At 34.7% G+C, this 15855-nt stretch carries 18 protein-coding genes and 3 tRNA genes; 1 reads left to right on the top strand and 20 read right to left on the bottom strand.

The window, feature by feature from the left end:
* Nucleotides 1-163: 163 nt before the first annotated feature.
* The 14 genes from rpsQ to AAGD42_RS02955 all read right to left on the bottom strand — a co-directional run bounded on the left by rpsQ (nt 164) and on the right by AAGD42_RS02955 (nt 6695).
* Entirely contained in the window at nt 164-409 is a 246-nt protein-coding gene (gene rpsQ, locus AAGD42_RS02890) for a 30S ribosomal protein S17 (protein ID WP_341753183.1), read from the bottom strand.
* Between the two features lie 4 nt (nt 410-413).
* Nucleotides 414-626 (bottom strand): 50S ribosomal protein L29, encoded by a 213-nt coding sequence (gene rpmC / locus AAGD42_RS02895; protein ID WP_341750564.1) that lies wholly within the window; start codon nt 624-626, stop codon nt 414-416.
* Entirely contained in the window at nt 619-1029 is a 411-nt protein-coding gene (gene rplP, locus AAGD42_RS02900; protein WP_341750563.1) for a 50S ribosomal protein L16, read from the bottom strand. Before rplP ends, rpmC begins: the two co-directional genes overlap by 8 nt.
* A 15-nt stretch (nt 1030-1044) precedes the next feature.
* Nucleotides 1045-1701: a 30S ribosomal protein S3 gene (gene rpsC, locus AAGD42_RS02905; protein ID WP_341750562.1), complete on the bottom strand. Its 657-nt coding sequence runs from the start codon at nt 1699-1701 to the stop codon at nt 1045-1047.
* Between the two features lie 3 nt (nt 1702-1704).
* Nucleotides 1705-2064, bottom strand: a complete 360-nt coding sequence (gene rplV / locus AAGD42_RS02910; RefSeq protein WP_341753184.1) for a 50S ribosomal protein L22 — start codon at nt 2062-2064, stop codon at nt 1705-1707.
* A gap of 2 nt (nt 2065-2066) precedes the next feature.
* Nucleotides 2067-2345 (bottom strand): 30S ribosomal protein S19, encoded by a 279-nt coding sequence (gene rpsS / locus AAGD42_RS02915; protein WP_341750560.1) that lies wholly within the window; start codon nt 2343-2345, stop codon nt 2067-2069.
* Between the two features lie 13 nt (nt 2346-2358).
* Nucleotides 2359-3180: a 50S ribosomal protein L2 gene (rplB, locus tag AAGD42_RS02920; protein ID WP_341750559.1), complete on the bottom strand. Its 822-nt coding sequence runs from the start codon at nt 3178-3180 to the stop codon at nt 2359-2361.
* 1 nt (nt 3181) lies between these two features.
* Complete coding sequence (locus AAGD42_RS02925) at nt 3182-3478, bottom strand: 50S ribosomal protein L23 (RefSeq protein WP_341750558.1); 297 nt, start codon at nt 3476-3478, stop codon at nt 3182-3184.
* Nucleotides 3475-4098, bottom strand: a complete 624-nt coding sequence (rplD, locus tag AAGD42_RS02930; protein ID WP_341753185.1) for a 50S ribosomal protein L4 — start codon at nt 4096-4098, stop codon at nt 3475-3477. The genes AAGD42_RS02925 and rplD overlap by 4 nt, the downstream gene beginning before the upstream one ends.
* 5 nt (nt 4099-4103) lie before the next feature.
* Nucleotides 4104-4754, bottom strand: coding sequence for a 50S ribosomal protein L3 (gene rplC / locus AAGD42_RS02935; RefSeq protein ID WP_341749202.1), 651 nt, complete (start codon nt 4752-4754; stop codon nt 4104-4106).
* A complete protein-coding gene (gene rpsJ, locus AAGD42_RS02940) occupies nt 4754-5077 on the bottom strand; it encodes a 30S ribosomal protein S10 (RefSeq protein WP_094648885.1) in 324 nt (107 codons plus the stop codon). The genes rplC and rpsJ overlap by 1 nt, the downstream gene beginning before the upstream one ends.
* Nucleotides 5078-5242: 165 nt before the next feature.
* Nucleotides 5243-6427, bottom strand: coding sequence for an elongation factor Tu (gene tuf, locus AAGD42_RS02945; protein WP_341750556.1), 1185 nt, complete (start codon nt 6425-6427; stop codon nt 5243-5245).
* A gap of 87 nt (nt 6428-6514) precedes the next feature.
* A tRNA-Gly gene (locus tag AAGD42_RS02950) sits at nt 6515-6588 on the bottom strand.
* 21 nt (nt 6589-6609) lie between these two features.
* Nucleotides 6610-6695, bottom strand: a tRNA-Tyr gene (locus AAGD42_RS02955).
* A gap of 318 nt (nt 6696-7013) precedes the next feature.
* Here AAGD42_RS02955 and rlmB point away from each other — a divergent pair.
* Nucleotides 7014-7739 (top strand): 23S rRNA (guanosine(2251)-2'-O)-methyltransferase RlmB, encoded by a 726-nt coding sequence (rlmB, locus tag AAGD42_RS02960; protein WP_341753373.1) that lies wholly within the window; start codon nt 7014-7016, stop codon nt 7737-7739.
* A gap of 281 nt (nt 7740-8020) precedes the next feature.
* Here rlmB and AAGD42_RS02970 read toward each other — a convergent pair whose 3' ends face one another.
* The 6 genes from AAGD42_RS02970 to AAGD42_RS02995 all read right to left on the bottom strand — a co-directional run bounded on the left by AAGD42_RS02970 (nt 8021) and on the right by AAGD42_RS02995 (nt 15849).
* The gene (locus AAGD42_RS02970; protein ID WP_341750553.1) at nt 8021-8593 is read right to left on the bottom strand and encodes a NifU family protein; all 573 of its coding nucleotides are present in this window, start codon (nt 8591-8593) and stop codon (nt 8021-8023) included.
* Between the two features lie 26 nt (nt 8594-8619).
* A tRNA-Leu gene (locus AAGD42_RS02975) sits at nt 8620-8705 on the bottom strand.
* A 377-nt stretch (nt 8706-9082) separates the two neighbouring features.
* Nucleotides 9083-10432 carry a Sca4 family protein gene (locus AAGD42_RS02980; protein ID WP_341753186.1) on the bottom strand — a complete coding sequence of 450 codons (1350 nt, stop codon included), beginning with the start codon at nt 10430-10432 and terminating at the stop codon, nt 9083-9085.
* 326 nt (nt 10433-10758) lie between these two features.
* Complete coding sequence (locus tag AAGD42_RS02985) at nt 10759-12504, bottom strand: hypothetical protein (protein ID WP_341753187.1); 1746 nt, start codon at nt 12502-12504, stop codon at nt 10759-10761.
* A 517-nt stretch (nt 12505-13021) separates the two neighbouring features.
* Entirely contained in the window at nt 13022-15091 is a 2070-nt protein-coding gene (locus AAGD42_RS02990; protein ID WP_341760764.1) for a Sca4 family protein, read from the bottom strand.
* Nucleotides 15092-15306: 215 nt separating this feature from the next.
* Nucleotides 15307-15849, bottom strand: a complete 543-nt coding sequence (locus AAGD42_RS02995; protein ID WP_341753189.1) for a disulfide bond formation protein B — start codon at nt 15847-15849, stop codon at nt 15307-15309.
* Between the last annotated feature and the right edge of the window lie 6 nt (nt 15850-15855).

Below are 15855 nucleotides of genomic sequence, written 5' to 3' on the forward strand. Positions count from 1 at the left end.
GAACACACACAACGTACATGAGATACGTGAATATGCGAGTCCTTGATATTTCCAAAAAGCAATTCTTCAAATCATTTTAGTATAGTTTCTAATAAGTAGGTTTACAACATTTCTACTAAGAAAAAACCGCAACAGACAAAAAACTGCACGGTAAAATCTATCATTAAAGTGATACATTAACATCCCCTAACACCACCCAAGACTTAGTCTTAGATATAGGGCGACTTTCAACTATACTAACTTTATCACCATCCTTATACATATTTTCTGGATCATGAGCAGCGTATTTCTTAGAAACTTTTACAATTTTTTTATACATAGGATGCTTAAACCTACGTTCCACTTTAACTGTAATAGTTTTATCGGTTTTTGAACTCACAACAACGCCCTGCAACACTCTTCTCGGCATTTTTCTATTCTCCAGTTTTTGATCTTATAGTTAGCTCTGTATTAATACGAGCTATTGTTTTTTTTACAAAAGAAAACCTACTCGTATTTTCTAGTTCACCTAACGTCCTTTGAAACCTTAGATTAAAAAGCTCTTTTTTAAACAAAATTCTCTTTTTGTGAAGTTCTTCCATAGTTTGCCCAACTAACTCCTTTGCTGATAGCCCCAAATTACTCATAACGCCTCACTATCCTTGTTCTTACAGGCAATTTGGCACTGGCAAGCTCAAGTGCCCTAGTAGCTACATCATCTGTAACCCCTTCAACTTCAAACATAATTCTGCCAGGCGATACCCTTACTGCAAAAAATTCAGTAGAGCCTTTCCCTTTACCCATTCTAACTTCTGCAGGCTTTTTTGATACAGGTAAATCAGGAAAAATTTTAATCCATAACCTCCCCTGTCTTTTCATACAACGAACAGCTGCCTTTCTTGCTGCCTCTATTTGCCTTGCAGTAACCCTTAAACCATCTAACGATTTCAAGCCAAAAGAACCAAAAGCTAGCATGGTACCAGATTTTGCCTTTGAGGAGACCCTCCCCTTATGGGCTTTTCTAAATTTTTGTTTTTTTGGAGCTAACATTATCTTACTTCAAAATTAATTATGTTTCTTTCTATTTTCCACATGATCACCCCTATAGACCCAAACCTTTATACCTATAACTCCATAAGTTGTCATAGCTTCAGCAGTTGCATAGTCAATATCAGCTCTCAAAGTATGCAAAGGCACTCTACCTTCTCTATACCACTCTGTTCTTGCTATTTCAGCTCCAGCCAAACGACCAGAACAAGCCACTTTTATACCTAACCCCCCTTGCTTAAAGCAAGCTTGGATAGCGGTTTTCATAGCTTTTCTAAAAGACACTCTTTTTTCAAGCTGCACAGCAATCGTTTGAGCAATAATACCAGCGTCTATATTAGGTTTCTTTACTTCATGTATGTTAATATATATTTCTTCTAAACCAGTAATTTTCTGGACATGTTTTTTTAATTTATCAATGTCGTTACCACTTTTACCTATAATAACACCAGGCTTTTTAGCAAAAATATTAATTATAACACTTTTATTAGAAGGTCTTTCTATTAATACTCTACTAACTTGTGCTTGCATATAGTTTTTATTAATCAGATTTCTAACCTCTAAATCTTGAATAAAAAGAACTTTATACTGCTTTTCAGCATATAACACCGAGTCCCAACCTTTAATTAATGTTGGACCAACTCTAAAGCCATGCGGATTAACTTTTTGCCCCATATTTTACTTCCCCTCAACTTCAGTAACTGTAATATATAAATTACTAAAAAATTTATTAATCCTTGCTGCTCTTCCTTTAGCTCTTGGCATAATTCTTTTCATTACCAATGCCTTACCTACCGTTGCAGAAGTAACAAATAACGCATCAATATCTAGACCAAAGTTATTCTCAGCATTAGCAACAGCAGACTGTAAACATTTTTTTACATCTTGAGCAATTCTTTTCGGGGAAAAGGTAAGCTGAACCATAGCTTCCGATACTTTCATATTCCTAATAGAAGTTGCAACCAAATTCAATTTTCTTGGACTCACTCTAAGAGACTTAGCAATTGCTGTAGTCGAACCTTTATTCACCTTTACCATATTTATTTTCTCTTAACTTTTTTATCTGCACCATGACCATGGAAAGTTCTAGTTGGAGAAAATGCACCTAATTTTTTGCCAACCATTTCTTCGCTTACAGTAACAGGTATAAATTTATTTCCATTATGCACAGCAAATGTTATTCCAACAAAAAATGGTAGAATTGTTGACCTCCTAGACCAAGTCTGAATCATTTCTGATTTACCCGAGTCAATCAACTTTTGTACTTTTTTTATCAGATAACCATCTACAAAAGGTCCTTTCCAAACTGAACGCGCCATAATTACTACCTAATTATTTTCTTCTCTTAATAATAAACTTTGATGTAGACTTATTCTTACGGGTTTTCTTACCCTTAGTTGGGAAGCCCCATGGAGTCACCGGATGACGACCACCAGAAGTTTTTCCCTCTCCACCACCATGTGGGTGATCAACTGGGTTCATTGCAACACCACGAACATGTGGTCTCCAACCTAACCATCTATTTCTTCCAGCCTTACCCAAATTTGTATTTTTTTGATCAGGATTTGAGACAACACCTACCGTAGCTTTACAATCTAACGGCACCAACCTAAATTCTCCAGACCGAAGCTTGATCTGAGCATAACCCGAATCCTTACCTACTAAATTAACCGAAGTCCCCGCAGATCTTGCAATCTGACCACCTTTGCCAATTTTCATTTCCACATTATGCAAAGTAGTCCCAATAGGGATAGATTTCAAAGATAAACAATTTCCAACTTTTATGTCAGCATTATCACTTGACACTATTCTGTCTCCTACAACAAGCTTTTGTGGTGCTATAATGTAAGAATACTCACCATCATCAAATTTAATCAAAGCAATGAAGGAAGTTCTATTAGGATCATACTCTATTCTTTCAACAGTAGCGAATACATCTTGTTTATTTCTTTTAAAATCAATTATACGATAAAGTCTTTTATGCCCCCCTCCTCTATGCCAAGAAGTGGTTCTACCAAGATTATTTCTACCACCAGTCTTACATAGACCTTTAGTTAAAGGTTTATGAGGCTTGCCCTTCCAAAGTTCAGATTTGTCAACCTGTATCAATTCTCTAAGAGATGGAGTAACTGGATTAAACTTTTTTAAAGCCATCTTATTTTATACCCCCAGTAAAATCAATAGTATAATCTTTTTCTAGCGTTACAATGGCTTTCTTTTTATCTGACTGTCTACCATTGACACCCTTGAATCTTTTCTTCTTACCTTTGACATTCATGATGTTAACCTTTTTAACCTTAACTTCAAAAATTTTCTCAATAGCCATCTTGATAGAAGCCTTCTCAGCACTATCAGCAACGTGAAAAGTAAACTTATTTTGTTCAGATAAAATATTGCTCTTCTCAGTGACCACAGGATTCCTAATAAGATCATAATGTTTATAAGATTTCACTTCAACCTCTTTTCTAAAGCATCTACAGCTTCTCTTGATAACAAAACATAATCATGGCGTATTATATCATAAACATTTGTACCAATCTGTGGTACCGAAATAGTATTTGGAATATTTTGTACCGCCAAAGAAAAATTGCTATCAACCTCATTACCACTAACAATAAAATAACTCTTACCATGAAAATTATTTAATAATTTTGCAAGATTAGAAGTTTTTGATTCATCTAATTTTAAAGAATCTAATATTAACAATTTCCCTTCTGTCAATTTTTCTGACAATGCATGTTTTAAACCAAGTTTTCTAACTTTCTTTGGTAATTTTGTAGCATGACTCCTTACTACTGGACCGTGAGAAACTCCACCGCCCCTCATTTGTACAGACCTTAAAGACCCCTGCCTTGCATTACCGGTACCTTTTTGTTTAAAAGGTTTTTTTGTAGTACCAGATACTTGCGATACTGTCTTCGTTTGATGTGTACCAGCCATAGCTTTCGCTCTTTGCCAATCAACAACAAGCTTGATAATATCTTGTCTAACAAAGTCTATGGCAAATACTTCATGATCTAAATCAACCTCACCAACAACTTCATTTTCAAGATTTAATAATTTAGCTTTCATATAGTTTATCCTGCAGCTGTAATGGTTTTCTTAATAGCATCCTTAATGTAGACATAAGATCCTTTCGAGCCTGGGACATTACCACTAACTATGATTATACCTTTTTCTATATTAGTATCAACTATCTTCAAGTTCTGAATAGTAACTCTTGTACTCCCCATGTGTCCAGCCATTTTCTTATTCTTAAATACTTTACCAGGGTCTTGTCTACCACCAGTAGAACCATGTGAACGATGAGACACAGATACACCATGTGAAGCTTCAAGCCCTCTAAAATTGTGCCTTTTCATACTACCAGCAAAACCTTTACCAATAGTAGTACCTACAACATCTACAAACTGCCCAACAACAAAATGATCAACACGCAATGTAGAACCTATATCAATGAAAAAAGAAGCAGAAATTCTGAATTCCTTCAATTTTTGTTTTGGTGCAACGTTAGCATTAGCAAATACTTGCCTCATTGGCTTTGTTACTTTAGATAATTTCTTATCCTTTACCCCAACAACCAAGGCGTTATAACCATCCCTTTCTTGGGTCTTTTGTCCCACTACTTGACAATCTTCAACTTGCAGAAAAGTAACTGTAGTTCTCTCTCCCTTTTCATTAAAAATTGAACTCATGCCAATTTTTTTAGCGATTAAACCGGTTCTCATCACTCAATACTCTCTAACTTAATCTCAACATCAACACCAGCAGGCAAATCAACTTTCTTTAAAGCATCAACAGTCTGAGGGGTTGGATAACTTATTATTAAAAGCCTTTTCTGAATTCTAATCTCAAATTGCTCCCTTGATTTTTTATTGACATGTGGAGACCTATTAACGGTAAATCTTTCAATTGTCCTTGGAAGCGGAATTGGACCAATTATATCTGCACCAGTTCTTTTAACAGCCCCTACTATCTCTCTAGTACCTTGCTCAAGCGAACGGTGATCAAATGACTTTAGACGAATTTTAATTTTTTGATTATTTTTCATTAACTAAACCTTTTTATAAACAGCCCGACCATCCAAAATACGCTTTTTTAACAGACTTGCTCAAATTTTTTGTAAACATAACTTGAGGCAAGTTCAATTAAAAGCATTTTGCCTAGCCATTAAAAAATAATCATCCTAAATTATTTCAGAATGATTATTTCTATGTTATTTTATAATTTTTGATACTACCCCAGCTCCTACTGTCTTACCACCTTCACGGATAGCAAAACGTACGCCTTCTTCCATAGCTATCGGAGAAATCAATGTAATATGCAAATTCGCATTATCACCAGGCATAACCATCGTTTTACCATCTTTTAAAGCAATCTCCCCAGTCACGTCAGTAGTTCTAAAATAAAACTGTGGACGATATTTATCGGTAAACGCTGTATGACGACCACCTTCTTTAGTGGTAAGCACGTAAACCTCAGCTTCAAATTCAGTATGCGGAGTTATGGTTCCAGGTTTAGATAATACCTGTCCTCTACACACCTCTTCTCTTTTGGTTCCACGTAGCAATATACCAACATTGTCACCAGCTTCACCTTGATCCAACATTTTCTTAAACATTTCCACACCAGTACAAGTAGTTTTTTGAGTATCCCTTATACCGACAATCTCCACTTCTTCACCAACTTTTATTACACCTTTTTCAATTCTACCAGTAACAACAGTCCCTCTTCCAGCAATAGAAAATACATCTTCTATTGGCATTAATAATGGTTTATCTGTATCTCTCTTAGGTTGAGGTATATATTCATCAATAGCATTCATCAATTCTCTGATCGCAGCTTCACCTTCAGGTTTCCCTTCTAAAGCCTGCAAAGCTGACCCCCTGATAACTGGTATCTCATCTCCAGGAAAACCATACATTGAAAGAAGCTCTCTGACTTCCATTTCTACTAAGTCAACTAACTCCGGATCGTCAACCATATCAACTTTATTCAAGAAAACAACCATTGTAGGCACACCTACTTGCTTAGCAAGCACTATGTGCTCCCTTGTTTGAGGCATTGGACCATCACAAGCAGATACCACTAATATAGCACCATCCGTCTGAGAGGCACCGGTTATCATATTTTTCACATAATCTGCGTGACCAGGACAGTCAACGTGAGCATAATGCCTTTTTTTAGTTTTATATTCAACATGGGCAGTAGCAATAGTTATACCCCTTGTCTTCTCTTCAGGAGCAGCATCAATTTCATCATAGTTAGTAGCCTTCGCACCACCTTCTTTTGACAATACTAAAGTTATTGCAGCTGTTAAAGAAGTTTTTCCATGATCTACGTGTCCTATAGTACCTACATTACAATGGGGCAGATCCCTCTCAAATTTTACCTTTGCCATAATTCATTCTCCACAATTTAAGATTTAATACAAATTTAACAATAAAAATAACAAATTTATCCAATTTCCAATTATCACCAATAGTTTTGGAGCGGGTGATGGGAATCGAACCCACGTGGCCAGCTTGGAAGGCTGGAGCTCTACCATTGAGCTACACCCGCGTATTTCACCTAACCAATCTGTGGTGGAGGAAGAAGGATTCGAACCTTCGTACGCTCACGCGGGCGGATTTACAGTCCGCTGCCATTGACCACTCGACCACTCCTCCAAAGAATTCACGCAAGCATTAAATAGCCTAATTAAAAGTAAAGCACAATATAAATTAGTGTAAATGCCAATAAATCTTCTTCGCCCTTTTCTTGAGTCTTCTAATAAGCTAATATTAAACTTATATATACTCGATGAAAATCAACAAATAATAAAACTATAGCTAAAATCTATACTAATAATTTCTATTAAAATTTTATTCACAACAACTTAGAACGTTTATCTAGTTGTAACTTTCTATAATAAATAGTAGTTTGTGTCAAGAATAAATTACTGCAGGTTCTAATAAGATGAGAAATAAATCTAAGATTTCTACTACATATATGGCAAACATCCAGTATTTGCAGCACTAAGTAATCCAAAACGTCATATTCAAAGAGTTTTATGTACAGAAGATATTTTTAATTTGAACAAAAATTTAATATCTAATCATCAATATGAAATTACCAACACAGATTCCTTAACACGTCTTCTTGGTCCAAATCATAATCATCAGGGAATAGCCGCTAACGTTAAAAGCATTTTCTCTAATCATATTGAAGATATTGACATAACTACTGCTAATTGTAAAGTAGCTATTTTAGATCAAGTAACCGATCCACAAAATATTGGTGCTATTATTCGTAGTGCGGCTTCTTTTGGCATCACAGCCATAATATTACCCGCCGATAATGCCCCAGATGAAAATGCTACTATAGCAAAAACAGCTTCTGGAGCTTTGGAACTAGTACAAATGGTTAAGGTAACTAATTTAAGGCGGTCAATAGAATATCTAAAGAAACATGGATTTTGGATTATTGGTCTGGATGGTAAAGCAACACAATCCTTAGATAGCAAAATATTTTCAGATAAAATGGCAATAATACTTGGGTCTGAAGATAAAGGAATAAGACGGCTAGTTAAAGAACAATGCGATTATCTGGTTAAAATCCCAATTTCCAGTAAGGTAGAAAGCCTGAATGTTTCAAATGCTGCGGCAATATTGTTTTATTTAACCTCATTAATAAGATTAGTACCCTACATTTTTTTTACTATTTTCTTATGATGAATAAAAAATCTGGTCACCAAACGTCATTGCAAGGAGATCGTAAGGTCGACGAAGCAATCCAAAAAATGACCAGGAATGGATTGCTTCTTGGCTCACGCCTTCTCGCAATGACGCTAGGAAACTGCCTGCGATATAGTTAATTCAGGAGAATTTGGTGCTAGGAACGATGGAGCGACGCCTATAAGTAATAGGCGAGCATTGAGCGACGACGTCACCAACTTCTCATCAATTGACTATAACTGATTAATTACTTATCTCTATACTGCGTAACTAATATCTTAATCTTCTACAGCTTCAACAGATTCTACCTCAGGAACGAAGTGTTTAAGCATTGATTCAATACCATTTTTTAAAGTAATAGTTGAGCTAGGACAACCATGGCAAGCTCCACGAAGCTCTAATTTTACCACTCCATTTTCAAACCCTCGATATATTATATCTCCTCCATCCATGGCAACCGAAGGACGTACACGTGTTTCAATAATTTCTACAATCTGTTGTTCTATCTCAGACATCTCGTCAAAATTATTTATGGTAGATTTATCAGTAGATATATTATTTTGCACATCAAAAACAGCAAAGCCAGAAGTAAAATGATCCATAATAGTCATCAAAATCTCAGGTTTTAAAACCAGCCAATCACTTTCTTCCTCCTTAGTAATAGTAATAAAGTCACTACCAAGAAATACAGATTTTATGTTATTTACACTGAATAATTGAACTACTAGACTGCTTTTACCTTTTGCCTCATCAAGATTACTAAAATGCATTGGTTGATTAGGGCTAACAGGTATATTAGGGAAAAATTTTATCGCATTAGGATTAGGAGTAATTTCAGTTTGAATAAACATATACATCTTCCTTGATAAAAAATAAATGGTACCCGCGGCCAGACTTGAACTGGCAAGGGCTTGCACCCCCCGGATTTTAAGTCCGTTATGTCTACCATTCCATCACGCGGGCAGTAAGTTAGTTCAATCCTGACTACTTACACAGCTAACCACATTAGACCTCCTGCATAAGCCAATCCAGTTGGTGATTTTGTCGTCGAAACTTGCCTCCACTCCGTAACAATCGTCTATGTACGCTGCGGTACTCGGCTTCGTTTCTCCTAAAAATCCCGAGGGCTTTTTTGACTTATGCAGGAAGTCTATTTGAAATAATCTGCTATTCCAAATTCACGTAGATTCTGTGAAGATTGCACAGACTAATAAAAAAAACATCAAAAAGCAAGTATTTTTATAAATTACCCATAATTATAAATTCAAAATGTAAATTGCAGTAATATTTTTGTACAAAGCCACTCCTACAAACCATTATTCCCGTTACACCCCCTGACACTAAACGCTTCTACTAGTATATTGGCTATGTTTTTTATGCAAAACTTTCCTATCTATAGGACTATTGGTGGTATGGGTAGCATTAGCATGTAATACTTGAGATGCTATCTTAAAACTAGCATCATCTTTTAACCTCTCAGATCGTCCCTCTTGAGAAGTACCTGAATTTATACTAATAATATCACCAGAAGCATTTTTAACTATTCCTACATATTCTCCTTTGTTTTTAAGAACTTCTTTCTCAAGCTGCTCAAGGGCATATTTATTTACTGGTAAAGTATATATCTTACCATCACGTTTTAAATATAAAGGTGAATTCTTATCATCAGAACAAGCAAATATTTCTGTAGGCTTGGTTAGATGCACTAATTTACCATTATTATAGTGAGCAGTTAAATATACAGCATTTTCTTTACTAATATTACGTCCATTTGTATCTTGTACGGCAAAAGACATATGGCACGATCCCTTAATATCTATAGATAACGGTACATCTACCGTACGAGCATTTTTAATTGATTCTCCATCACTAGTTTTATATTCAACATCGTTATCATAACTCAATTTTCTCTCACTTATTATAGCAACATCGTTACCATTTTGTTGTAAACTAAAGCTTTTCTCTGCATCTTTACCTTGCCATATAATATCTTTATACTCAGATGCAAATTCTTTATGAATATCCGCATAACTTTTTTGTTCAATATTTTCTATATCTAGTAATATTTGTGTATCCTGAAATACCTCAGATAATTTTTTGAAATCTTCTTTGGCAAATTTAGCAAAATTGCTGCCAGATTCCAACCCACATTTATCAATAATCGGCTGGACTTGCTCTCTTGACAATTTTTTAAAAGCCCACAATATTTTATCATCATCATTATCGTGAACTAACACTCTATCTATAGTTTGTCTTTCAATTAAAGGAGATACTGTTTGTTGCTGAATAATTACCTCTGTCGTATTAGTCATAGCTTCCTTAGTTGAAACACCACTACCCATAACCGGCTCTGTTCCCGTACCTACTAACTTCATAGTATTGCTAAGAACCTCATCCGTTTGTATTCCAACTGCACTTGTCTCCACCTTAACATTTAAACTTGCTAACTGAGCTAAAAGTGCAGCATTTTGGGATTCAAGCCCTGTTATCCTACTTGCATTCTTTCGGTTCTCTTGAGCCTGTTCAGCAGCAACCTCAGGTTGTTTATCAAGCTCATTTTCAAGACTGTCTTTTTTTGCCTTTAACTCATTATACACTAAATCTTTCTCTGCACTAAGTGTCTCTAGCTGATTTTTTGCTTCTTCTAATTTAGTCGCGAACTGTTTCTGAGCATTAATTAACTCTCCCACTTGAGTTTGTAAATTTTCAGCCTGATTACTTTTTTCTACAAACTTTTGTTGCTCTACTGATAAGCTTTCTTGAAGTCTTTCTACTATTTTTTGCTTTCCCTCTAGCTCTTTCTGTTTTTCTTGCTGTTGTGATTTTAGTTGAGTTTCCAGATTTAATAATTTATTATTTACTTCTTGTAGCTTTGCTTCGGCTTGCTGTAATTGCTCACTAAGTTTCTTTTTATACCCTTCTTCTGCTGCATTTAACTCCTCACCTTTTTCTGCAAACTTTTGTTGCTCTGTCGATAAGCTTTTTTTAAGTTCTTCTACTATTTTTTGCTGTTTCTCTAGCTCCTCCTTCCTTGTTGCTCTAATCTTAGTTGAGTTTGCAGATTCAATAATTCCTCTTTTGCCGCTTGCAGCTCTGCTAATTGCCTATTAAGTTCCTCTTTATGCTTTTCTTTTTCTACCTTTATCTCATTTTTCAAGTCACCATAAACCTTGGTTAACTCGCCCATTTGAGTTTGTAAATTTTCAGCCTGATTACTTTTTTCTTCATATAATTTTTTGGTTTTATTTAGTTCTTCTATAGCACCTAGTAATTCTTCTTGGGATTTGTTTAACTCTTGTTGCTTTCCCTCTAGCTCTTCCTGTCTTTTTTGCTGCTCTGATGTTAGTTGGGTTTCCAACTGCAATAATTTCTCACTTGCCTCTTGTAGCTCTACTACGCCTGCTGTGATTTGCTCTGATTGTTCACTAAGTTCCTTTTTATACCCTTCTTCTGCTACCTTTAACTTCTCATCTTTTTCTGCACTAAGTGTTTCTAATGCTTCTAAATTAGCTTTTAAATCATCATTTTTTTTGGTTAACTCACCTATCTGATCTTCTAGTTGTACAAACTCACTTGGCTCACCTCCCTCTTTTAGTTCATCTGCCCAGCTAGAACCTTGAGGTATTATAAATTGTCGCTCTTTTTTCTCCAATCTCTTTATATTTTCCTGGAGTTCTTTTATTACTATTAGATTACCTTCTATTTCCTTATTTGTAGATAATGTTAATTTCTCTAATTGCTGAGCTAAACTATCTGCTCTATCTTTTTCAATATTAATCTTGTCTCCTTGCTGTTTTATCAGATCATTCAATTTATTAAGCTCAATTTGACGTTCAATCGATGCGGCAATATCATTAGCCCTTTCTTGTAATATAGGATATTGATTGACTATTTCTTCTCTCTCTTGTTTTGAACTAAACTGGGGAATTGAAGACTCTTGTTGCAATTGCTCTAATTTGGCAAACAACTCTTCTTCTTTCTGCTTGGTTTGTTTAATAATTTGATTCTTTTCTTCTATTTGATTCTGGATTAATTTTATTTCTTCTTCCTGGAGTTTGACATTTTCATATTGCTTCTTTAGCTCACTATCATCTTGCTGCGATACAATATTATCTATTTTTTTTGTTATATCTGTTTGTCGTTCCTCGAATAATTTTTGTAATCCGGTATCATATGCTAAATTATCAGCTAAAGAGTAGTCCTTTAACTTCTGTTCTTGCTTTGTTAAACTTTCATGTTCCTTCTCTAGGTCTGTTATCATAGCATTTAAATCTGCAATATCTTGAGAATTTTCTTTGAGTAATTCTTGTTTATCACCTTCTCCAACCAGTTGAGAAAATGCAGCTATTGTACCTTGATCCATCGAACCAATGTTCCCATGTAAAAACAAATTGAACTTTTCTCTTGCACCAATCTCTGTTCTAATACCTTTACATTTTGATTCAATTTCATTCAATTGTGTCTTTAGCGTGGTAGTCTGCTCTTCGATGGCTTTTTTTATTCCATTTTCTGACCAATCAGACAACTGTCTTTTAATTCCTTCCTGCTGCTGCCAAAGTTTTGTCAACGATTTTAATTCATCATTATCTTGTTCTTGCCAATGCTCTTTTAAACTTTCTAATTCTATTTGCTTTTTTTCTATATCTTCTTGCAGTAATTTACGGACTCTATTAGCTTCATCAAATATATTTTGTTCATTTGTTATTTCTGCTTGAAATTGGTCTATTTTGGATAAAATTTCTGTAGGTTCTGGTAATGACATTTTATTTACCTATGATTTAATTTATACAAGTATATTATAGTGTAAAATAGTTGTCTATAATATAGCAAAAAGTCAGCAATTCTTGATGAAATTATAGAAACAGGAGCATCAATTTAAATAATATACCACAAAATAAAGCATGGTTGATATTGGTCTACAGGTGTGATAGGTAAGATAAATCACCATAGTGCGTTCATTATACGAACTAGTTTTTCTTATAAAGCTTGTTTTCTAAGACTTTATGTCTTTTTCTATTTTTCCAATATTTGACCCTTTTTCTTTGTTCAAAATTACATTATATGAACAGTCCTCACTGATTATAACAACTCATTTAAGATTTGAAGAATGGGGAGATATAATGGTCAAAGCAATCCTTTCTAATTACTTTCCTGGATTGCATCAATGCTACTAAAGTAGCTCCGCTCCTCGCTAATACGGTTGTGAGGTTAGATTGCTTCTAGGCTTACGCCTTCTCGCTAATATACGTCGTGTACTTTAACTTTTTTTTCGTGAACGCTCACAAACTATAGGTACCTCGAGGTCTAACAGTAATATTCTTCTTGGATACTTCATTAATTTTATCTAGTAGGAATGTTTGTAACTGTATATTACCTTTAACATTAGCATATTCTGCTTTCCATTGTGTATGTCCTATTTTTGGGGCTCCTTCTCCATCTACTATCCTACCTTCTATTTCTCTCTTGTTTTCATCAACTTTCTCAAGCTCTTCCCATCTTTTCTCCGCTACAGACTTTGATAACCCCTGCAACAACTTTATTTTTTCTTGAGGGGTTGATAAATTTTTCAACTCTTTATCAATATCTTTCTTTTGATCTCCAAGTTCTTTACCTTCCAAACTTTTAGACAGCTTTCCTACCAATTTTGTAATATCCTCCTCACTTTTCCGAGCTGGAGGACGTATATGTTGTGATTTTAATAAACTCGCTCTGATATTTTCAGCCTTATCTCTATCATCACTATTTATTGACAAAGTTTGAGAGATTTTAGGGGGATATAGCTGCTGTTCTACTGTTTTTTCTTCTATCTCTAATACCACTTCCTCCCTTTTAACTATATCAGTAGGCACCATATTTTCTTGCACTTTATACAGTTGTGCTTCTTCAATATCTTGTCTAGATATTACCATGAGATCCGGTGCATCGATAGATTGTGAAATATCCACCTTCTGTTCTAGATTTTCTTGCATCGTTGCTTTATGTTCTTCTTGCGTTACTGGCATTTGTTCACCAGACTTTATATGACCAACTATATCAGGGCTATCTTTTCTAGAGGTTATCATAAGATCCACAGATAATGGTTCGATAGATTGTGAAATATCCACACCATGCCCTAGGTTTTTGGCAACTTCTTGCATCATTTCTTTATATTTCTGTTGCGTTACTGGCAAGGTATATATCTGTCCGCCATGCTCTATATAGCCAACTGCGTCAGGGCTATCTCCACTGAACTTCACTGGATGTGGTGAGCTGACCTCGACAAGCTTACCATCATCATCATAGTGAGCAGTAAAATATACAGCCTTACTTGCCGCAATATTTTTGCCATTCTGATCCTTGACAGCTAACGATAAATGCATCGGACCATTATTATCAAGTGTTATCGGAAAATCTATCGTCCTATAATTGTTAATTGTAACGTTAGTACCATCACTCTTTTGTACTGTATGAGGAGGATTTATTTTATGGGTTGCTTCTGCTAATGTTGCAATTTCGATACCGTTTGCATCTCGTACTACCTGTTTCCTAGTAGTAATACCACTATCATTTTCTACAGCTCCATCCTTCCATTCCATAGTAGTGAATATACCAGCAAACTCCGTATGGACTTTTTGATAGCCGATAATTTCGACTTGCTCTAAAGCATGCTTTAAATTTTGATCTTCTTTTAGAAGTCCACTAATTGTTTCTTTATTTTGTTCATTTTCAAAGTATGCACGAAACTTATTTATATCGTCAATTTTTTCTTTTTCTACTGTACCACTATTTACCAAAGCTGTAACTATTAGCTCCCTCTGCTTGGTTAATATCTGGCTTCTAATTGCTTGGGTTATAGGATCAATAGCTCGATCAGCAGCAGAAAAGGCAGGAGTGTCAACATCAAGAGAAGATTCATCTAATTCTATAGACGACTTTTCCACTTCTGATTCTGACAAGAAAATGACGTCCTGAGCAAGTTCTTGGGGTTTGGTAGCAGCCACGATTATCTGCAATTGTTCCACATATTCTTGAAAAATTTTAGTAGGTGTTTTATCATCCTGTATGTATCCTGCCAATTTTTCAGCAAATTTATCGAACACTATGGATGGTGTTTCTATTTTGTCAGATTCTGGCAACTCGTGTAGTTCTTCTATATTATTTCTAATTGTTTCAGCAAATCCATTTAATATAGATTTTTTTTCTACAGAACTAGCTGCACTGGTTTCTAAGGTTCTCTTTACAATTTCAAACAAAGATTGAGCTATAGGCTCAGCTTCTTCAACATTTGTTTCTTCTCTACTTCTATTTACTTCTGTAAGAAAATCTCCATAATATTCAAAATATTCTCTAGGATTTTCTTGTTTACTCATTTCTTTACCCATTGTCCCCACCCCATTCTTAAATTCTAATTAATTATTTGATGCTAAATAATATTCTTCTTTAAAGCAACTAATTTGTTTTATTTTTAAGGCAACCTCATTAAATAAGTAAGCTCATTACTTTTCTAGGTTGAAAATAACTATTATATCATATAATTAGTTAGCACTAATAGCACAAGAGCATATTATGAGAAAAATAATCATTTTTATTGTATAGTGATATTGTTTTCAGATTTAGTATTATTAGGATAAAACCAAGTAAGGAGTACGCCAAATAATAAAGAGAGATTTAGTAACAAATTCCATTCTGTCATGGATATGCCAAATAATTTAACTGTTGATTTGGTACAACTCGTGATCGGTTGGCTATAAAATATCTCTTTAATATCTTGGATGGATAAGTGTTTGGGAATATGGATTAAAGTTGTACAAAGAGTACTTGGCTCAACTATTCCTCTTTCCACCATACTATGATAACCTGCCAATATGCAAGCACCTAATAAGTTTAGCACGATAAAAAATAAAGTATATTTGCTTATTTTTTTAATAATTAGTGCTACAACTGAAATCTTGATGATAAATAAATACGGGAATCTTTGATAAATACATAAAGGACAAGGGGCAAAATGTAGTATATATTCAACAAAATAAGCTAAAGATAAGGCAAAGATGCATATGCAAATTAGGGTTATATGTAAAATTCTAAAGCTATCTTTACGAAAAAAATGTATAATAGAAGGAATGGTCATAAGTGA

Origin of the sequence: Candidatus Tisiphia endosymbiont of Dioctria linearis, from assembly GCF_964026545.1 — a bacterium.
Taxonomy (GTDB): Bacteria; Pseudomonadota; Alphaproteobacteria; order Rickettsiales; family Rickettsiaceae; genus Tisiphia.